Source organism: Streptomyces sp. CA-278952 (genome assembly GCF_028747205.1).
GTDB lineage: Bacteria > Actinomycetota > Actinomycetes > Streptomycetales > Streptomycetaceae > Streptomyces.
Genome location: NZ_CP112880.1, coordinates 5,450,958 through 5,466,464, shown reverse-complemented (window position 1 = coordinate 5,466,464; position 15,507 = coordinate 5,450,958). Strand labels below are relative to the sequence as shown.

Annotated in this window: 11 protein-coding genes; all 11 read left to right on the top strand. The window is 72.3% G+C overall.

Going from position 1 to position 15,507, the window contains the following annotated elements; all coding sequences use genetic code 11:
• Positions 1–88: 88 nt before the first annotated feature.
• Positions 89–1,312 (top strand): ROK family transcriptional regulator, encoded by a 1,224-nt coding sequence (locus N7925_RS24465; protein WP_265601600.1) that lies wholly within the window; start codon positions 89–91, stop codon positions 1,310–1,312.
• Positions 1,313–1,378: 66 nt separating this feature from the next.
• Entirely contained in the window at positions 1,379–2,710 is a 1,332-nt protein-coding gene (locus tag N7925_RS24460; RefSeq protein WP_274345172.1) for an ABC transporter substrate-binding protein, read from the top strand.
• A 7-nt stretch (positions 2,711–2,717) separates the two neighbouring features.
• Positions 2,718–3,659 (top strand): carbohydrate ABC transporter permease, encoded by a 942-nt coding sequence (locus N7925_RS24455; RefSeq protein ID WP_274345171.1) that lies wholly within the window; start codon positions 2,718–2,720, stop codon positions 3,657–3,659.
• A 3-nt stretch (positions 3,660–3,662) separates the two neighbouring features.
• Positions 3,663–4,574 (top strand): carbohydrate ABC transporter permease, encoded by a 912-nt coding sequence (locus N7925_RS24450; RefSeq protein ID WP_274345170.1) that lies wholly within the window; start codon positions 3,663–3,665, stop codon positions 4,572–4,574.
• A 2-nt stretch (positions 4,575–4,576) separates the two neighbouring features.
• Positions 4,577–5,842 (top strand): 6-phospho-beta-glucosidase, encoded by a 1,266-nt coding sequence (locus N7925_RS24445; RefSeq protein WP_274345169.1) that lies wholly within the window; start codon positions 4,577–4,579, stop codon positions 5,840–5,842.
• The gene (locus N7925_RS24440; protein ID WP_274345168.1) at positions 5,833–6,816 is read left to right on the top strand and encodes an N-acetylglucosamine kinase; all 984 of its coding nucleotides are present in this window, start codon (positions 5,833–5,835) and stop codon (positions 6,814–6,816) included. Before N7925_RS24445 ends, N7925_RS24440 begins: the two co-directional genes overlap by 10 nt.
• Positions 6,817–7,219: 403 nt before the next feature.
• Complete coding sequence (locus tag N7925_RS24435; protein WP_274345167.1) at positions 7,220–8,608, top strand: hypothetical protein; 1,389 nt, start codon at positions 7,220–7,222, stop codon at positions 8,606–8,608.
• Between the two features lie 11 nt (positions 8,609–8,619).
• The gene (locus N7925_RS24430; RefSeq protein WP_265601593.1) at positions 8,620–9,657 is read left to right on the top strand and encodes a glutamate ABC transporter substrate-binding protein; all 1,038 of its coding nucleotides are present in this window, start codon (positions 8,620–8,622) and stop codon (positions 9,655–9,657) included.
• A 118-nt stretch (positions 9,658–9,775) separates the two neighbouring features.
• A complete protein-coding gene (locus N7925_RS24425) occupies positions 9,776–11,146 on the top strand; it encodes a hypothetical protein (RefSeq protein ID WP_274345166.1) in 1,371 nt (456 codons plus the stop codon).
• On the top strand, positions 11,143–13,986 hold the full coding sequence (locus tag N7925_RS24420; RefSeq protein ID WP_274345165.1) for a serine/threonine-protein kinase: 2,844 nt from the start codon (positions 11,143–11,145) through the stop codon (positions 13,984–13,986). The genes N7925_RS24425 and N7925_RS24420 overlap by 4 nt, the downstream gene beginning before the upstream one ends.
• Positions 13,987–13,988: 2 nt before the next feature.
• The gene (locus N7925_RS24415) at positions 13,989–15,419 is read left to right on the top strand and encodes a PP2C family protein-serine/threonine phosphatase (protein WP_274345164.1); all 1,431 of its coding nucleotides are present in this window, start codon (positions 13,989–13,991) and stop codon (positions 15,417–15,419) included.
• Positions 15,420–15,507: the final 88 nt, after the last annotated feature.

Genomic DNA, 15,507 nt, shown 5'->3' with positions numbered 1-15,507 from the left:
CGTCCTCCCAACCGAATAGGAAACTTTCCTAACAGAGTTTCTCCGGATCCGCTCCGGAGGTCCCCGAACAGAGGGCGGTGCATCCACGATGGCGGGAACCACTCCCGGCGCACCCGGCACCCCGGGCACACCACGGGTGCTGCGGGCCATGAACGACCGGGCCGCCCTCGATCTGCTGCTGGAGCACGGGCCGCTCTCCCGGACCCGGATCGGGAAGCTGACCGGCCTCTCCAAGCCCACCGCGTCCCAGCTCCTGGCCCGGCTGGAGGCGGCCGGACTCGTCGTCGCCACCGGGACCAGCGAGGGGCGCCCCGGGCCCAACGCGCAGCTCTACACGGTGAACGCGCGGGCGGCCCATGTGGCCGGGCTCGACGTGAACGGCCGGCGTATCGTCGCCGCCGTCGCGGACGTGACCGGACAGACCGTCGGGGAGTTCGAGCTGGCGACCCCGGGCCGGCGCGCCGACAGCGTGGTGCGCCAGGTCGCCGACGCGCTGGACGGGGCGGTGAAGGACGCCGGGCTCACCCGCGCCGACGTCCACCGGGTCGTCATCGGCACCCCGGGCGCCTTCGACCCCGGCACCGGACGGCTGCGGTACGCCTCGCACCTGCCCGGCTGGCACTCCCCCACCCTGCTGGACGAGCTGGCCGCGTTCCTGCCGATGCCGGTGGAGTACGAGAACGACGTCAACCTGGTCGCCGTCGCCGAGCAGCGCCTGGGCGCGGCCCGCGGCCACGAGGACTTCGTCCTGCTGTGGAACGAGGAGGGCCTCGGCGCCGCCCTCGTCATCAACGGCCGGCTGCACCGCGGCTTCACCGGCGGCGCGGGCGAGGTCGGCTTCCTGCCGGTGCCGGGCACCCCGCTCGTGCGCCAGGTCGTCAAGGCCAACAGCGGCGGCTTCCAGGAGCTGGCGGGCGCCCAGGCGGTGCCCCGGCTCGCGAAGGCGCTGGGCGTCGACACCCCGCAGCAGCCGTACGCGAAGGTCGCCGCGGATCTGCTGGCGCGGGCGGCCGACGCGTACGAGCGGGACGAGGCGCTCACCGAGCTGTTGCGCCAGTACGCCCAGCGGCTCGCCACCGGCCTCGCCTCCGTCACCGCCGTCCTGGACCCCGGGCTGATCGTGCTCTCCGGCCGAGCGGTCGCGGCGGGCGGCGAGATCCTGCGCTCCCTGATCCAGTCCGAGCTGGCCGAGCTCGCCGCCTCCCGGCCTCGGCTGGTGGTCGGCGAGATCGACCGCACCCCCGTCCTGCGCGGCGCCCTGGAGAGGGCGCTCGCCGACACCCGCGACGAAGTGTTCGACACCTCGCGCTGAACCACGCCCGTCCCCCGTTCCCCGTCCCCCGTCGTCTGCCTCTTCCCCGTCCCTGGGAGTTTTGTCATGCGCACAAGCCGTCTCACCACCACCGCCGTCGCCGTCGCCGCGATATCGGTGCTCGCCACCGCGTGTACGGGCCAGTCCGAGGCCGGGGCCTCCGACGACCCGGACGCGAAGACCACGATCAACTTCTGGCACGGCTGGAGCGCGCCCGCCGAGGTGAAGGCGGTCAAGGACAACATCGACCGGTTCGAGAAGGCCCACCCGAACATCACGGTGAAGGTCTCCGGCAACATCAACGACGACAAGCTCAACCAGGCGCTGCGCGCGGGCGGTTCGGACGGGCCCGACGTGGTCTCCTCCTTCACCACCGCCAACGTCGGCAAGTTCTGCTCGTCCGGCGCGTTCGCGGACCTGAAGCCGTTCATCGAGAAGTCGAAGCTCGACCTGGAGAAGACCTTCCCGAAGGTCCTCCTGGACTACACCCAGTTCGAGGGCAAGCGCTGCGCCCTGCCGCTGCTCACCGACGCCTACGGCCTCTACTACAACAAGGACGCCTTCGAGAAGGCCGGCATCACCGCGCCGCCGAAGACCATGTCGGAGCTGGCGAGCGTCGCGAAGAAGCTGACCGTCGAAAAGGGTGACAGCTACGAGCAGCTCGGTTTCATGCCGACCTTCCACGGTTACGAGACCGTCGCCAGCCACTACATGTCCTCGTGGGACCACACGTACTTCGACGAGAACGGCAAGTCCAACATCGCCAAGGACCCGGCGTTCGCGGAGATGTTCACGTACCAGAAGAAGCTCGTCGAGGAGCTCGGCGGTTACGACAAGCTGGAGAAGTACCGCGGCACCTTCGGCGACGAGTGGGGCGCCAAGCACCCGTTCCACACCGGGCAGGTCGCCATGCAGCTGGACGGCGAGTGGCGGCTCGGGATGGCCGAGAGCGCCAAGGCCGGCTTCGAGATCGGCGTCGCGCCGATGCCCGTCGCCGACGACGAGGCCGACAGCTACGGCAAGGGCTTCCTCTCCGGCACCATCGTGGGCATCGCGCCGACCAGCAAGAAGCAGAACGCCGCGTGGGAGCTGGTGAAGTACATGACCAGCGACACCGAGGCGGTCGTCGCCTTCGCCAACGGCATCCGCAACGTGCCGTCCACCCTCGATGCCCTGAAGTCGCCCGACCTGAAGTTCGACCCGCGGTTCAAGACCTTCCTGGACATCGCCCAGCACCCCGAGTCCAGCACCTCGGACGGGGCCGTCAACGGGTCGACGTACCAGCTGACGCTCCAGGACTTCGGCTACCAGTACGAGAAGGGCGCGGTGAAGGACCTGAAGGCCGGTCTGGAGAAGACCGCGCAGCAGATCGACACCGACATCGCCAAGGCCAAGTAGCCCGACGATGACGACGCACACACTCCGCTCCAAGCGTCGCAGGTCGGCGCTGCGCACGGCGGCCTTCATGTCGCCGTGGCTGATCGGGTTCTCGGTCTTCTTCGCGTATCCGATGATCTCGACCGTCTACTTCTCCTTCACCCAGTACGACGGCTTCGGGGCGCCGGTCTTCAACGGGCTGACCAACTGGACCTACGTCTTCAGCGACTATCCGATGTTCTGGCCGTCGCTGCGCAACACCCTGTGGCTGGTCCTCGTCATGGTCACCTGCCGGGTCGTCTTCGGCCTCGGCATCGGGATGCTGATCACGAAGATCAAGACGGGGACCGGGGTCTTCCGGACCCTGTTCTACCTGCCGTACCTGGCCCCTCCGGTCGCCGCGACGCTCGCCTTCGTCTTTCTGCTCAACCCCGGCACCGGGCCCGTCAACGCGATCCTCGGGGACCTGGGGCTGCCGACGCCGGGCTGGTTCAACGACGCCACCTGGTCCAAGCCGGCGCTCACCATGCTCGCGGTGTGGGGCATCGGGGACCTGATGGTCATCTTCATGGCCTCGCTGCTGGACGTCCCGACCGAGCAGTACGAGGCGGCCGAGCTGGACGGCGCGTCCGCCTGGCAGAAGTTCCGCTTCGTGACCCTGCCGAACATCTCGCCGATCGTGCTGTTCGCCGTGGTGACGGGCGTCATCCAGGCGATGCAGTACTACACGCAGCCGCTCGTCGCCGGAAAGGTCGCGTCCGGTGTCATCGGCGGCTCCGGGCAGTCCTTCGAACCCGGCTATCCCGACAAGTCGACACTGACGCTCCCGCAGCTCGTCTACAACCTGGGCTTCCAGCGCTTCGACTACGGCGCCGCCTGTGTCGTCGCCCTCGTCCTGTTCGCCCTGGCCATGGCCTTCACCGCGCTGCTGATGCGGGGCCGCAACAACCTGATCCAGGCCGGTGACTGAGCCATGACCCACCTCCTCGACGCCGTCGACAAGACCGCCACCGCCCCGCCGAAGAACTCTCCACCGACCCCCGCCGCGCGCACCGCCCGCCGCAAGGCGCTGCTGCACTGGATCGCCGTGCACTCGCTCGGGATCGCCGCCGCGCTCTTCTTCGTGCTGCCGTTCGTCTTCGTGGTGCTGACCTCGCTGATGAGCGACCAGCAGGCGCTGACCCGCGACCTCACCCCGAACACCTGGGAGTGGGACAACTACGAGCGGGTCTTCAACACCCCGGGCTTTCTGACCTGGTGGCGCAACACCCTGCTGTACGCGGGCGTCGGCACCGTCCTCACCGTCGTCTCGTCCGTCCCGGTGGCGTACGCGCTGGCGAAGTTCCGCTTCCGGGGCCGCAGGCTGTCGCTGATGCTCGTCATCTCGATGATGATGCTGCCGCCGCAGGTCATCATCATCCCGATGTACCTGTTCTGGGCGAAGCAGATGGACCTGTCCGGCACGTTGTGGCCGCTGATCATCCCGATGGCCTTCGGCGACGCGTTCTCCATCTTCCTGCTGCGGCAGTTCCTGCTGACCATCCCGAACGAGTACCTGGACGCCGCCAAGGTCGACGGCTGCGGTGAGTTCCGCACGCTGATGAAGGTCGTCCTGCCGATGGCCAAGCCCGGCATCGCGGCCATCGCCCTCTTCCAGTTCTTCGCCGCCTGGAACGACTACTTCGGACCACAGATCTACGCCTCCGAGAACCCGGCCGCCTGGACGCTCAGTTACGGCCTCGAATCCTTCAAGGGCGCACACCACACCGACTGGAACCTGACCATGGCCGCGACCGTTCTGGTCATGGCCCCCGTGATCGCCGTCTTCTTCTTTGCCCAGAAGGCATTCGTCGAGGGCGTCACACTGACCGGAGTAAAGGGCTGATGATGAAGCTCGCAGTAGTGGGTGGCGGGTCCACCTACACCCCTGAACTGATCGACGGATTCGCCCGGCTGCGGGACACGCTGCCGATCGAGGAGCTGGTGCTCGTCGATCCGGCGGCCGACCGCCTGGAGCTGGTGGGAGGTCTCGCCCGGCGGATCTTCGCCAAGCAGGACCACGCCGGGAAAATCACGACCACCACCGACATCGACGCGGGCGTCGCCGACGCCGACGCGGTCCTGCTCCAGCTGCGCGTCGGCGGACAGGCCGCGCGCAACCAGGACGAGACCTGGCCGCTGGAGTGCGGCTGCGTCGGCCAGGAGACCACCGGCGCCGGCGGCCTCGCCAAGGCCCTGCGCACCGTGCCGGTCGTCCTGGACATCGCCGAGCGGGTCCGCCGCGCCAACCCGGACGCCTGGATCATCGACTTCACCAACCCCGTCGGCATCGTCACCCGCGCCCTGCTCCAGGCCGGGCACAAGGCCGTCGGCCTGTGCAACGTGGCGATCGGCTTCCAGCGGAAGTTCGCCCGGCTGCTGGACGTGACCCCCTCCGAGGTGCACCTCGACCACGTCGGGCTCAACCACCTGACCTGGGAGCTGGGGGTGCGCCTCGGCGGCCCGGACGGCGAGAACGTCCTGCCGAAGCTGCTCGCCGAGCACGGCGACGCCATCGCCGACGACCTCCACATGCCCCGACAGATCGTCGACCGGCTCGGCGTCGTCCCCTCCTACTACCTGCGCTACTTCTACTCCCACGACGAGGTGGTCAGGGAGCTCGGCACCAAGCCGTCCCGGGCCGCCGAGGTCGCGGCGATGGAGAAGGAACTCCTCGCGATGTACGGCGACCCGACGCTGGACGAGAAGCCCGAGCTGCTCGCCAAGCGCGGCGGCGCGTTCTACTCGGAGGCGGCCGTGGACCTGGCGGCCTCCCTGCTGGGCAACGGCGGCTCCCCGGTCCAGGTGGTCAACACGTACAACAACGGGACGCTGCCGTTCCTCCCGGACGACGCGGTGATCGAGGTCCAGGCCCGGGTCGGACACGACGGCGCGACACCGCTGGCCGTCTCCGCGCTGGACCCGCTGTACGCCGGACTGATCGCCAACGTGACGGCGTACGAGGACCTCGCCCTGGAAGCCGCGCTGCGCGGCGGCCGGGACCGGGTCTTCAAGGCGCTCCTCGCCCACCCGCTGGTCGGCCAGTACGCGTACGCCGAGGGGCTCACCGACCGGCTGATCGCGCACAACCGGGAGCACCTTTCGTGGGCGTGAACGTGTCGGTCGTCGCCATCGACGCGGGCAACAGCAAGACCGACGTGGCACTGATCGGCGAGGACGGCACCGTGCTGTCCACGGCACGCGGCGGCGGCTTCCAGCCGCCCGTGGTCGGGGTGGAGGCGGCGATCGACGTGCTGGCCGCCGCGCTGGAGCGGGCCGTCGCGGAGCTGCCGGACGCCGGTGGCCCGTTCGGCGCGTCCGCCCATGTCTCCGCGTGCCTGGCCAACGCCGATCTGCCGGTCGAGGAGGCCGAGTTGGCCGCGGCCCTTCAGGCCCGCGGCTGGGGCTCCTCGGTGGAGGTGCGCAACGACACCTTCGCGATCCTGCGCGCCGGGGTGGACGAGCCCCGGGGCGTCGCGGTGGTGTGCGGGGCCGGGATCAACTGCGTGGGCATGACCCCGGACGGGCGGACCGCCCGCTTCCCCGCGATCGGACGGCTGTCCGGTGACTGGGGCGGCGGTTCGGGGCTCGCGGAGGAGGCGCTGTGGTTCGCCGCGCGCGCCGAGGACGGGCGCGGCGAACCGTCCGAGCTGGCCCGTGCGCTGCCCGCCCACTTCGGGCTCGACTCGATGTACGCGCTCATCGAGGCGCTGCACCGGGGCGGGATCCCGTCGGCGCGGCGGCACGAGCTGACACCGGTGCTGTTCGCGACCGCCGCGGGCGGGGACCCGGTGGCCCTCGCGCTGGTGGAGCGGCTGGCCGAGGAGGTGGTGGCAATGGCCTCGGTGGCGCTGGGGCGGCTCGGTCTGCTGGCGGAGGAGGTTCCGGTGCTGCTGGGCGGCAGTGTGCTGGCCGCGCGCCACCCGCAGCTGAACGACCGGATCACCGCACTCCTCGCGGCGCGCGCCCCGAAGGCCGAGGTGCGCGTCGTGTCCGAGCCGCCGGTGCTGGGCGCGGCGCTGCTGGGCCTGGACCGTACGGGCGCGGCGCCGGAGGTCCACCGGAGGCTGCGCGCGCAGTACGTCTGAGGCCGGAGCACGTCGTACGTCACGGGGGCGTCCCCTCGCGCGGTTCGCGTGGGGGGACGTTCCTCGTACGGGTGAACGCCGGGCACGCGCGGGGTGCGAGGGAACCGATCGGGCTCCTGAAACGTGTACCTGATGGGGAGTCCGTTCGCTTATGGGGATGTATCAGGGCACGTTGTACCGCTTGCCTTGATCGGCCGCGTCTGCCCTGATCGAATGCGGGGACTGATGGGGGGACCGATATCGGGACTGATGTCGGGACCAATGTAGGGGACCGATCGGGGGCCGATGTGGGAATCAGCCGTTCCCGGTGTGGATGTCCGTCCCCGCGGCCATACTTCTGGCCGGGCGCGCGTCCCTGGGCCGGGGGCGGGGGCCCGCCGTCAGTGACCGAGGGGGAGGCCGAGTGACACATCCGCCGAGCGGCGGCACGCAGACGCTGCGCACGCCGGACCCGGTGTCCGCGCACGCCGACGTGGACGCACAGCGCCGCACCACGTGGGCCGGGCAGGCGGGGCGTCTGCGCGCCGTGGCGACGACCGAGCCCGGCCGGCTCCAGATCATCGGGGCCGTCCTGGCCCTGCTGGTCGTGGCGTTCGGCGCGGTGACCACCCTGGAGATCTCGTCGCGGGCGTCGTCGGCCGACGACGTGGTCAGCCGCAGTCAGCCGCTCAGCGCCGACGCGGCGGACATCTACCGTTTCCTGGCGGACGCGGACACGACGGCGGCCAGTGGGTTCCTCGCGGGTGCGCAGGAGCCCGAGGCCGTGCACGAGCAGTATCGGAAGGACATCGAGGAGGCGGCCCGGCTGTTGGTGAAGGCGTCGGGGAACACCGGCTCCGACAGCGCGTCCAGCCGTGAGATAGCCACCCTCAACAAGCTGCTCCCGGTCTACACGGGCCTGATCGAGCGCGCCCGCGCCAACAACCGCCAGGGCCTGCCGCTGGGCGGCGCCTACCTCCGGTACGCGAACCAGAAGATGACCGGCGAGATGCTGCCGGCCGCCGAGCGGCTGTACGCGGCGGAGACGGGCCGGCTGGAGACGGACTCCGCCGACGCCCGGCGGTGGCCGCTCCTGTCGCTCGGCGCCGGGATCCTGGTGCTCGGCGCGCTGGGGTGGATGCAGCGGCGCACCTACCGCCGGACGAACCGGGTGCTGAACCACGGGCTGCTGGCGGCTACGGCCGCCGCCTCGGTGGTGGTGCTCTGGCTGGCCGTGGGGCACGCGGTGGCCCGTACGGAGCTGCGGTCGGCGATGGTGCACGGCCAGGCGTCCCTGGATGTGCTCAACGACGCGCGGATCAACTCCCTGAAGGCGCGCGCCAACGAGAACCTCACCCTGGTGGCGCGCGGTGCGGTGCTGACCCCCGACGGCTCCGGCGACCAGTACGAGGCGGACTACGGCACGGGGATGAAGGCAGTGAAGGACCGGTTGGAGAAGGCCGACCGGCTCGCGGACGACGAGAGCGGGAACGCGCCGGTCCTCGACGCGACCAAGGGCGTGGCCGAGTGGGGGGCCCGCCACCGCGAGGCGCGTGCTACGGACGACCGCGGCGACTACGACGGCGCCCTGGAGCAGATCATCGGGACCGAAAGCTCCACCGGGCAGTCCTTCCAGCGGGTGGACGCCGCGCTGGAGAAAGCGCTCGCGCATGAGCAGGACGAGTTCACCGCGGCGGCGGAGGACGGGCGGGGCGCCCTGCGGGGCCTGCCGATCGGCGCCGCGGCGCTGGCGGTCCTGGGGGCCGCCGCCGTGATCGTCGGGGTCAACCGCAGGCTCTCGGAGTACCGGTGAGAGGGGCAGCGATGAGCAGGTCGAAGGAGCGTTCCGCACGCGGCGGCCTGCGCGGCTGGGGCGGCGTGGCGGGGATGGCGGCGGCGTGCGCGGTGACCGCGGCGGTCACCCTGTTGCCGCTGGCCCACCACAGCGGCGGGGCGGCCGGAGCGGACGTCCCGGGCGGCGGAGCGGTGACGGCCGACCAGGCACGGGCCGAGGAGTGCACGGAGCCGGAGGCGAGTCTGCCCGCGTCGAGCGCCGACGGACCCGGCATCGAGAAGATCAAGGAGCGCGGCAAGCTGATCGCGGGCGTCGACCAGAACAGCTTCCGCTGGGGCTACCGCAATCCGGAGGCCCGGGAGCTGGAAGGGTTCGACATCGATCTGGTGCGGGCCATCGCCAAGGACGTCCTGGGCGACCCGGACGCGGTGATCTTCCGCGCGATCCCCACCAACCAGCGCATCGCCGCCCTGGAGAACGACCGGGTCGACGTCGTCGTGCGGACGATGACGATCAACTGCAAGCGGCTGGAGCAGGTCTCCTTCTCCACCGCCTACTTCCAGGCCGGGCAGCAGGTGCTCGCCCCGAAGGGGTCGACGATCACCGGCTACGACGCGTCGCTGAAGGGCAAGCGGGTCTGCTCGGCCGAGGGCTCCACGGCGTACGAGGCGCTGGAGAAGCAGTCGTTCGGGGCGCTCTACAAGGACGACTTCGACGGCACCGGGCGCGACCGTGACCTGCTGACCGTGCCCAACCAGCTGGACTGCCTGGTGCGGCTCCAGCTCGGCGAGGTCGACGCGATCGTCACGGACAACGCCCTGGCGGCCGGTCAGGCGGCGCAGGACCCGGCGGTGGAGCTCAAGGGGAAGGCCCCGTTCACCACGGAGTACTACGGCGTCGCGACGAAGAAGGGCGCCGACGACCTGGTGGCCCGGGTGAACAAGGTCCTCGTCGACTACCGGGCCGGCGGCGACAACAGCCCCTGGATGACGTCGTACCGCAAGTGGCTGGCGGGCGGACTGCCCGGCATAGCGGGTCCGCCCGCCCCCAAGTACCGGGGCGACTGACCCGGAGCGCACCCACGCGCACGGACCGGGGCGAGCGGTCCGAGACAGGGCCGGCAGACCGAGACAGACCGATCCCGCCGGGCCCACCGGCCCGGCGGGGAGAGCGGAGAGGTGATCGATGGGCGTCGCGGGATCCTTCCCCAGCTTCGCGGGGAGGCCCCCCGGCCCGGTCATGGACCGGGAGGAGGCGGACCGTGCGCTGGCCCGGCTCGGTGCGGAGCACGAGGCCATCGAGACCTCGCTCCTCGCGCTCCAGGACCATGCCGGCCGCCGGCTCCTGGAGGGTGCCGAGCTGACCGGCGTCACCCGGGAGCGCTGGGCCGTGACCGAGCAGTCGATCACCCTGCTGTGGGGCTACTTCGACGCGTACGCCGGCGCCCTGTCCGAGGCCCGGGAGATCCGTGCGCGGCGGCGCCACCCGAACCGGGACGACCTCACCGCGCTGACCGAACTGCTGCGTGGCGAGGCCGTCACCGTCGCCAACCCGGGGGCCGTGCCGCCGCCAACGGTCGCGGGGCCGGCCAGGCTCTCCGAGCGGTTCTCCCTCCAGGAGCTGGTCGCCCGGATGAACGAGCTGTACGCCCGGTCCCTGGACATGGTCGTCTCCTCCGACTCCGTGTGGTCGGCGCTGCCCGCCCGGATCGATCTGCTCGCCGCCGAGCTGCACCGCACGCGTTCGCTGGCGCACTCCGTGGGGGTGCGGCCCGGTGAGCATCCGGCCGGGGACGACCTGGCGGAGATCACCGGGGAGCTGGCCACGCTGCGGGTGCAGGTGATCTCCGACCCGCTGGCGTTCTGGCTGCCGGGGCCCGGCAGCGCCGCGCCGGGCGGCGGCCGCCCCGATACCTCGCGCTACGACCGGGCGGCCCGCGCCCTGGAGGACGTACGGCGGGAGATCGAGGCGGTGCTCGCGGTCCGGCAGGACGCCGAGGCGCGGCTGGTGCGGCTGCGGGACGTGCTCTCGCGGGCCGACCGCACCCTGACGGAGGCACGGGCGGCACGCGGCGAGGTGCTGGCCAAGATCGCCGCCTCCGAGGTGCCCGCGGTCAGCGGCCCGCCGACCGCCCTCCAGGAGCGGCTGGCGGCGGCTGCGGACCACCGCAGGTACGCCCAGTGGCACCGGCTGTCGCCGTTGCTGGAGTCGCTGGAGCAGGAGGCCGAGGACGAACTGCTGCGCGCCCGGGCGTCGCTGACCTCGGTGACGGCCCCGCTGGCGGTCCGCGCGGAGCTGCGCGGCAGGCTCGACGCGTACAGGGCGAAGGTGGCCCGGCTCGGCCTGGCGGAGGATCCGGTGCTGATCGAGCGGTACGACGCGGCGCGCCGCATGCTGTGGAGCGCGCCGTGCGATCTGCGGGTCGCCGAGCAGGCCGTCCTGCGCTACCAGCACGCGGTCGCCGAGATGCTGACGCCGCGCCGGCCCGACGGACCGCAGGACCGACGGTCGACGGGCACCGGCACCGGCACCGGCGAAGAGGGGGAGACACGATGAGTACGCAGTGCCAGCGCCCCGCGTGCGAGGGGAACTACGAGGACATGGGCGGCGGTGAGCTGTACTGCGACACCTGCGGTCTGGCTCCGGTCGTCTCGCCGACAGGCATGGTCTCCTCGCCGCCGACCGGAATCGCCGGGGGTGGCCGGGCGAGCAGCCGGGACAGCTCGTCGGCGCGCTCCGGCTCCCGCGCCTCCGGACGTGCCTCGTCCCGTTCGTCGACCTCGCGCCGCTCGGTCTCCGGCCGGCTGTCGCGCTCGCTGTCCGGGGCGTCCACCTCCCGTTCGGTCTCGGTGCGTTCCTCCGGCTCGACGTCGGCGGCCTCGGCCCGGGGGCGGCTCGGCGTCGGTCTGGTGGAGGTCCCGGACGTGCCCCGGCCCGATCCGCGCACGGCGGTGATGGAGAACCCGGAGGTGCCCGAGCGCAAGCGGTTCTGCTCCCGTTCGGACTGCGGGGCGCCGGTGGGCCGTTCGCGTGGTGAGCGGCCGGGCCGCACCGAGGGGTTCTGCACCAAGTGCGGCCACCCGTACTCCTTCGTGCCGAAGCTGAGCGGCGGCGACATCGTGCACGGCCAGTACGAGGTCGTGGGCTGTCTGGCGCACGGCGGGCTCGGCTGGGTCTATCTGGCGGTGGACCGGGCCGTCTCGGACCGCTGGGTGGTCCTCAAGGGCCTGTTGGACACCGGCGACCAGGACGCGATGGCCGCCGCGATCTCCGAGCGCCGCTTCCTCGCCGAGATCGAGCACTCCAACATCGTCCGGATCTACAACTTCGTCGAGCACCTGGACCAGCGGACCGGCTCGCTCGACGGCTACATCGTGATGGAGTACGTCGGCGGCAAGGCGCTCAAGGAGATCGCCAACGAGCGCCGTACCCCGGCCGGGAAGCGCGACCCGCTGCCGGTCGAGCATGCCTGCGCGTACGGGATCGAGGCGCTGGAGGCGCTCGGCCATCTGCACAGCCGCAACCTCCTCTACTGCGACTTCAAGGTCGACAACGCGATCCAGACCGAGGACCAGCTCAAGCTGATCGACATGGGCGCGGTGCGCCGGATGGACGACGAGGAGTCGGCCATCTACGGGACGGTCGGCTACCAGGCCCCCGAGGTCGCGGAAGTGGGCCCGTCGGTCGCCTCCGACCTCTACACGGTGGCCCGGACGCTGGCGGTCCTCACCTTCGACTTCCAGGGGTACACGAACGTCTTCGCGGACTCGCTGCCGGACCCGGACAACATCGAGGTGTTCCGCACCTACGAGTCGTTCTACCGGCTGCTGGTGCGCGCCACCGACCCGGACCCGGCCCGCCGGTTCGCCTCCGCCGCGGAGATGGCCGAGCAGCTGACGGGGGTGCTGCGGGAGGTCGTGGCGCTCCAGACGGGCCGGCCGCGTCCCGCGCTGTCGACGCTGTTCGGCGCGGAACTGCGCGTGATCGACACCGAGCTGTTCGCCCGGCAGACGGACGACGTCTCGCGGCTGGGCGGCCGGGAGACCGGCTCCGGGCGTGGCGGGCTCCGGGGCCGCCGCAAGGGCCGCGGCAGCCCGCCGTCCGGCGTTCCGGCGCAGGGCGGCACGTGGCAGGCGCACGGTGGCGCGGCTCCGGTCGCGCCGGGGGCCGTGGCGTCCGCGGTGGCCGGGGCGCTGCCGGTGGGCACGCAGCCGCCCGGTCCTGCGGGAGCCCACCCGCCGGGTCCGGCGGGGGCCTCTGCGCTGGCGGCGCCGCCGACCCATGTCCGGGGCTCGGCGCAGGGCGGCGCCCCGCTCGCGTACGCTCCCCCGGCACAGGCTCCGGTCCCGGCGCCCCGGGCGGCCGAGCCGGCCCCGGGCACGTCCGGGCCGTACGTCGCGACCGGACCGTACGGCCCCTTCGGGGCGACCTCCGGGGGCGTTCTGCTCGCCCTGTTCGACACGCGGGCCACGTCGTTGGCGCTGCCGGTCCCCCGGGTCGACGCGATGGACGCGAACGCCGGTTTCCTCGCCGGTCTCATGGCCTCCGCCCCGGCGGAGCTGATCACAGCTCTGCGCACGGTGCCGGCCCCCTCGCTGGAGACCCGGCTGCGGGAGCTGCGGGCCCGGCTGGAGATGCGGGAGCTCGACTCGGCCGCCCGTGCGCTGACCACCCTGGAGGGTGAACACCCGGACGACTGGCGGGTCGTCTGGTATCGGGGCGTCACCTCGCTGGTGACCGGTGACCACGAGACGGCGGCGCTCTCCTTCGACGCGGTCTACGACGCGTTCCCCGGGGAGATGGCGCCCAAGCTGGCGCTCGGGATCTGTGCGGAGGTGCTGGGCCAGCTGGACAACGCCGCCGAGTACTACCGCCTGGTGTGGGCGACCGACCCGGGGTTCGTCAGCGCCGCGTTCGGCCTGGCCCGGGTGCAGATCGCCGCCGGTGAGCGGGGAGGGGCGGTGAGCACCCTGGAATCGGTGCCGGAGGCCTCGATCCACTACACGGCGGCCCGGGTCGCCGCGGTCCGGGCGCGGCTGCGCGAGCGCTCGCACGGGGAGCCGCTGCTGGCCGACCTGACGGCCGCCGGTGTCCAGGTGGCGGCGCTGGCCGCCTTCGGTCTGGACCCGGTGCGTCACGAGCAGTTGTCGACCGAGGTGCTGGGCAAGGCGCTCGACTGGGTACTCTCCGGTAGTCCCGGTGTCCCGGGGCCGGGCGGACCGGCCGCCGGTTCGTCCGGGGCAGGCAAGCTGCTCGGCGCCGAACTGAACGAGCGGGGGCTGCGGTTCGGGCTGGAACGCTCGTACCGGATGCTCGCCCGGCTCGCGCAGCGGGGCGACGAGAGGATCGAACTGGTGGAGCGGGCCAACCGTTTCCGCCCCCGGACGTGGGTGTGAAGATGTCACAGAGCCACCAACAGCCCGCCCTGCCGAAGTGCCCGGGCTGCGAGGAACCGCCGGCTGCGGGCGATCTGTTCTGCGGGGTGTGCGGCTACGACCTCTCGGCCGTTCCGGCACGCCCCGACGACCGGCCCACGATGGCCATCACCGTGCCTCCGGCCGCTCCGGCGGCCGGTGCGGTGCGGTGGCCCGCCGCCGAGGAGGCCGACAGCTCGGACGTGCCCGCGCCCGTGGTCCGTCCGGCGGACGTGCCCGGGACGGACTCGGGCGGCAGGCCCCTGACGGGGCCGGACACGCCGGACGCGGTGCCCGGGCGGGGCGCGGCGTCACCGCCCGAGCCGGTGCGGGCGGGTGGGCCGGAGGCCGCGGCCGTCCAGGTGCGCCACGACGACCGGGCGGGCCCGGGCGGTGCGGAGGCCTCCGGTGACTTCGCGCTGGCCGCGCCCGATCCCCGGGCGGCGGAGCACGCCGCCGCGCCTGCCGCTCCTGCTCCCGGGGCGCAGGTCTGTGTGGCCTGCCGCTCCGGCCGGGTGGACGCCGACGGCTACTGCGAGAACTGCGGGCATGCCCAGCCCCGTGAGCGCGACCACATGGAGCAGGAGCTCGACGCGGTGGCCGCCGTCAGCGACCGGGGCCTGCGCCACCACCGCAACGAGGACTCCTTCGCGGTGTCCTCCACCGCGCTGCCGGACGGCTCGCCCGCCGTCGTCGCGATCGTCTGCGACGGCGTCTCCTCGGCGAGCCGTCCCGACGAGGCCTCGGCTGCCGCCGCGAGCGCCGCCAACGAGGCGCTGCTGGAGTCCCTGCCGCGCGGTACGCATCCGCAGACGGCGATGCACGAGGCGATCGTCGCCGCGTCCGAGGCGGTCAACGCCCTGGCGCAGGAACCGGCCGGGGCGAGGGAGCACGACACACACCGCCACCAGAACGCCCCGGCCTGCACCCTGGTCGGCGCGATCATGGCGGGCGGTCTGCTGATCGTCGGCTGGGTCGGCGACAGCCGGGTCTACTGGGTGCCGGAGGACCGGACCCGGCCGACCGCCCGGCTCACCGAGGACGACTCCTGGGCCGCGCAGATGGTGGCGGCCGGCCTGATGAACGAGGCGGAGGCGTACGCGGACGAGCGTGCCCACGCCATCACCGGCTGGCTCGGCGCCGACGCGTACGAACTGGAGCCGCACACCGCCGCGTTCAAGCCGGACCGGCCGGGCCTGGTGGTCGTGTGCACGGACGGCCTGTGGAACTACGCGGAATCCGCCGAGGAGATGGCCGCCGCCGTCCCGGCCGACGCCCAGCGACAGCCGCTGCACGCGGCCCAGGCGCTCGTCGGCCACGCTCTCGACGGCGGGGGCCACGACAACGTAACAGTGGCGCTTCTGCCGTTCGCCGTACGGCCGCAAGGGGCAGGATCGGCCTGCGACACCGTTTGAGCCGGTTTTCCGTCCTTGCCCCGACCCCGTGTCAGCCGCCCGCGTCCCCTCTTCACCTGATCCCCTGTGGAGCCTCAAGGAGCCGACC

Coding starts and splice junctions, on each gene's coding strand:
- N7925_RS24465 (WP_265601600.1), top strand. CDS start 89: ATGGCGGGAACCACTCCCGGCGCACCCGGCACCCCGGGCACACCACGG.
- N7925_RS24460 (WP_274345172.1), top strand. CDS start 1,379: ATGCGCACAAGCCGTCTCACCACCACCGCCGTCGCCGTCGCCGCGATA.
- N7925_RS24455 (WP_274345171.1), top strand. CDS start 2,718: ATGACGACGCACACACTCCGCTCCAAGCGTCGCAGGTCGGCGCTGCGC.
- N7925_RS24450 (WP_274345170.1), top strand. CDS start 3,663: ATGACCCACCTCCTCGACGCCGTCGACAAGACCGCCACCGCCCCGCCG.
- N7925_RS24445 (WP_274345169.1), top strand. CDS start 4,577: ATGAAGCTCGCAGTAGTGGGTGGCGGGTCCACCTACACCCCTGAACTG.
- N7925_RS24430 (WP_265601593.1), top strand. CDS start 8,620: ATGAGCAGGTCGAAGGAGCGTTCCGCACGCGGCGGCCTGCGCGGCTGG.
- N7925_RS24425 (WP_274345166.1), top strand. CDS start 9,776: ATGGGCGTCGCGGGATCCTTCCCCAGCTTCGCGGGGAGGCCCCCCGGC.
- N7925_RS24420 (WP_274345165.1), top strand. CDS start 11,143: ATGAGTACGCAGTGCCAGCGCCCCGCGTGCGAGGGGAACTACGAGGAC.
- N7925_RS24415 (WP_274345164.1), top strand. CDS start 13,989: ATGTCACAGAGCCACCAACAGCCCGCCCTGCCGAAGTGCCCGGGCTGC.